The following is a 2,992-nucleotide window of genomic DNA, read 5'->3' as shown; positions in this document are numbered from 1 at the left end:
CTCCGCCACCGGCCGCACCCGTCCTCAGGGGGTGCGGGCTCTACCTGAGCCAGAAGATCCACGGCGGGGGGCCGAGGTCGTTCGTGCCCGAACGGCCGAGGGCGGCCGCGCGCCGGGTCAGAGAGAGTTCCAGAAAGAGCAGTTCGCGGTCGTGGCGGTGTCGGTGCGGTGAACGGCGTCAGGCGCCAGGGACAGGACGTCGCCCGACGAGCGGAAGCGCGGCCAGTGCGGCGCCTGACGGGCCTGCGGCCTGCCGTCGCGGGCGAAGGACGTCCAGTAGCCCACCATGGCGTCGGAGAGCCGCTGCTGCGCCGGGGTCAGCGTGCCGATCAGCCCCGGGAACAGGAACGTCAGCTCGCTGGCGTGCTCGGCGCCCTCCTCGAAGCCGGGGACGTCGAGCAGCGGCGGAGCGCCCCGGTCGGCGAACTGGTACGCGTACACCGGGACGCCCGCGCGGTCGAGCAGGCGGAACGCGTTCTGGTGCACGCACGCCGAGAGCACTTCGTTGGAGTCCGTCTGGAGCGTCGCCAGCGCGATCCTGGGCTCCGGATAGGCCCCCGCCGGGTAGCGGGCCAGTACCTTGCCGGCGTCGGCGCCGTAGGCGGAGCGGACGATGTCCTCGTACTGAGCGGCGGTGATGGGGTCCGGATAGGAGAGGGAGACGAACAGGCGCATCTCGTCCAGCGTGTTGCCGTGCATGACCGGGACCCGGTTGAAGCGGCCCCGTTCGATCGCCTGCTCGGGCTGCAGCGGCAGGACGCGGTCACCGCCCGCTACAGGACCCGCGTCCGTGGCCTTGGCCTCGAAGGTCTCCAGCACCGTCTTGACGGGCGTCGCGCGCAGGCACACGGCGTCGGCCGCGTCCGAGCCCTTGTCGCACCCCATGGCCTTGGCGATCGTCACCCCTTCGGCCTCGGCCGAGGACTCCGTGCGGGCGGGCGCGGTACAGGAGTAGCTCTGCGCGATGACCTTGTGGAACAGGCCCGCGGCGGCGGGAGAGGCGAGGTTGGCGCAGGCGTTCCACGAACCCGCGGACTCGCCGAACAGCGTGACGTTTCCGGGGTTCCCGCCGAAGGCCTCGGCGTTGCGCTGGACCCAGCGCAGGGCCGCCTGCTGGTCGAGCAGGCCGTAGTTGCCCGTCTGGTAGCGCCGGTCGGCGCCGGACTCCAGGCCGGGGTGCGCGAGCCAGCCGAACGCGCCGAGGCGGTAGTTGATCGTGACGACCACGACGCCGCCTTCCACGGCCAGTTTGGCGGCGTTGTAGATGCTCGCGGTACCGGTCGTGTTGCCGCCGCCGTGCACCCACACCATGACGGGCAGTCCGTGCTTGCGTTGCGCACGGTCCGGCGTGGTGACGTTCAGATAGAGGCAGTCTTCCTCGTAGCTCGTCTCACCCCCGTAAGGCGCGGGAAGCTGCGCGCACTGGCCGCGCGGGGAGGTGGCGTCGCGCACGTCCTGCCACGGCCGCGCCGGCTGCGGCGGCCTGAAGCGCCGGTCCCCCGTGGGCGGCGCGGCGAACGGGATGCCCTGGAACAGGCGGTGGTCCTGCCGCACCTGGCCTCGCACCAACCCCAGGTCGGTGCGGACGACGGCGGACGAGTCCGGTGCCCGGTGCTGGGCCGCGGCCGGAGCCGTCCCTCCTAAGACGAGAGCGGATGCGAGCAGCGCGATGGCGGTGAGTCTCACAGGGTCCCCTTTCAGCGTGACTCTTTCTGACACCCCCCGAACGGCCGATCTCTTCGCATCACATCAGCGCTTGATCTCGAAAAGGACGCGAGTGGCCAACGTGTTCATCTACGACACGATCCGCAAATTCCGGACATGGTCGCGGCGGTGGGCCGCGGCGCGGCTCACCACCGCTGGCGGGCCTCCTCCGCCCAGCCGGTGAGGCCGTCGAAGTCGAGCCAGGTGCCGTCGTCGGCCTGGGCGCGGCCGCTGAAGTGGCCGAAGCACTGGTGGGTCTCGCTGCCGACGACGCCGAGCTCCGTCCGCGCGACCTTCTCGTGGAAGGGCCGGAACTCGGCCTCGACGCGGGGCCCGCGGATCGTCCAGGGGCGCAGCCGGTCGCCGCGGTCGTAGGACCAGTCGAGCTCGTCGCCGATCTTGTGCAGCCGGCCGCCGATGAACAGCGCGTTCTCCGTCATGCCGGTGCCGTCGGTCCATGTGCCGCCGAGCTGCAGGGCCAGGCCGGGGCCGCTCGCCGCCGCCCAGTTCCACGTCATGCGGTACGGCCACTTGCCGCGCCCGTGGTCGAGGACGGCGAACGCGCCGTCCCCGATCTCGTGGTCGCCGGACGGGAGCCGCAGCCGCCCGTGCACGGGGCGCCCGACGTCCTTGACCGTGTACTGGAAGCGCCGGTCGCTCCAGGGGACCACCACGCCGAGCGACTCGTGGCCGCTCGGCAGCGGGACCCGGACGTCCAGGTCCACCACCCCGGGGACCAGCGCCCGCAGCCGCGAGCCGGACGGGTCCTGCCGGACGCCGACCGCGAAGCCCGCCCCGCGCACCGACGCCTCCCCGGAGCCGCTGCGGTCGGGGAACACCGCGCCGCGCGCGAAGGGGACCACCCCGTCCCGGGAGATCTCCTCGCCCGTCCCGCGGTCCAGCACGTACACGCCGTGGACCGCGGCGTAGTCGAGCGACGAGGCGACCAGCCCGACGATGTGCCGGGGCGTGACGAGGCCCCAGTACTCCCAGCGCTTGGCCCGCCCCCACCCGCGCAGGTTCGCGCGGTGCAGCGGGCGCCGCGTCCAGCCGACCGCCCGCGGATCGAGCCGCCCGTCCGGCGTGCACAGGTCGACGGGCTCGGTGATCTCGCGCTCATGGGTCGGCATGTTCCGAGGCTACCGAGCGGTCCGCGCGGCGCCGTGGTCCCTGGAACGGTTCAGCCTCGGACACGGGCCCGTTTAAATAAGTCCATACCTGGGCCAGAGTTTCTCTCGAGGCGCGGACCGGCGGATCGCGTCGGGGCGCTGGCGGTCGGTGGTGAGCT

The 2,992-nt window shown here is 72.6% G+C and carries 2 protein-coding genes; both read right to left on the bottom strand.

Translation table 11 applies throughout. From position 1 onward, the window contains the following. Positions 1-117: 117 nt before the first annotated feature. On the bottom strand, positions 118-1,686 hold the full coding sequence (locus AB0C69_RS40580) for a carboxylesterase family protein (protein WP_360361842.1): 1,569 nt from the start codon (positions 1,684-1,686) through the stop codon (positions 118-120). 164 nt (positions 1,687-1,850) lie between these two features. After that, the gene (locus tag AB0C69_RS40575) at positions 1,851-2,834 is read right to left on the bottom strand and encodes a DUF2804 domain-containing protein (RefSeq protein WP_360361839.1); all 984 of its coding nucleotides are present in this window, start codon (positions 2,832-2,834) and stop codon (positions 1,851-1,853) included. Positions 2,835-2,992: the final 158 nt, after the last annotated feature.

This window comes from Actinomadura sp. NPDC048032 (assembly GCF_040653175.1).
GTDB classification, from domain to species: domain Bacteria; phylum Actinomycetota; class Actinomycetes; order Streptosporangiales; family Streptosporangiaceae; genus Spirillospora; species Spirillospora verrucosospora.
The sequence above is the reverse complement of the archived record's forward strand: the minus strand, read 5'-3'. Positions and strand labels throughout refer to the sequence as shown.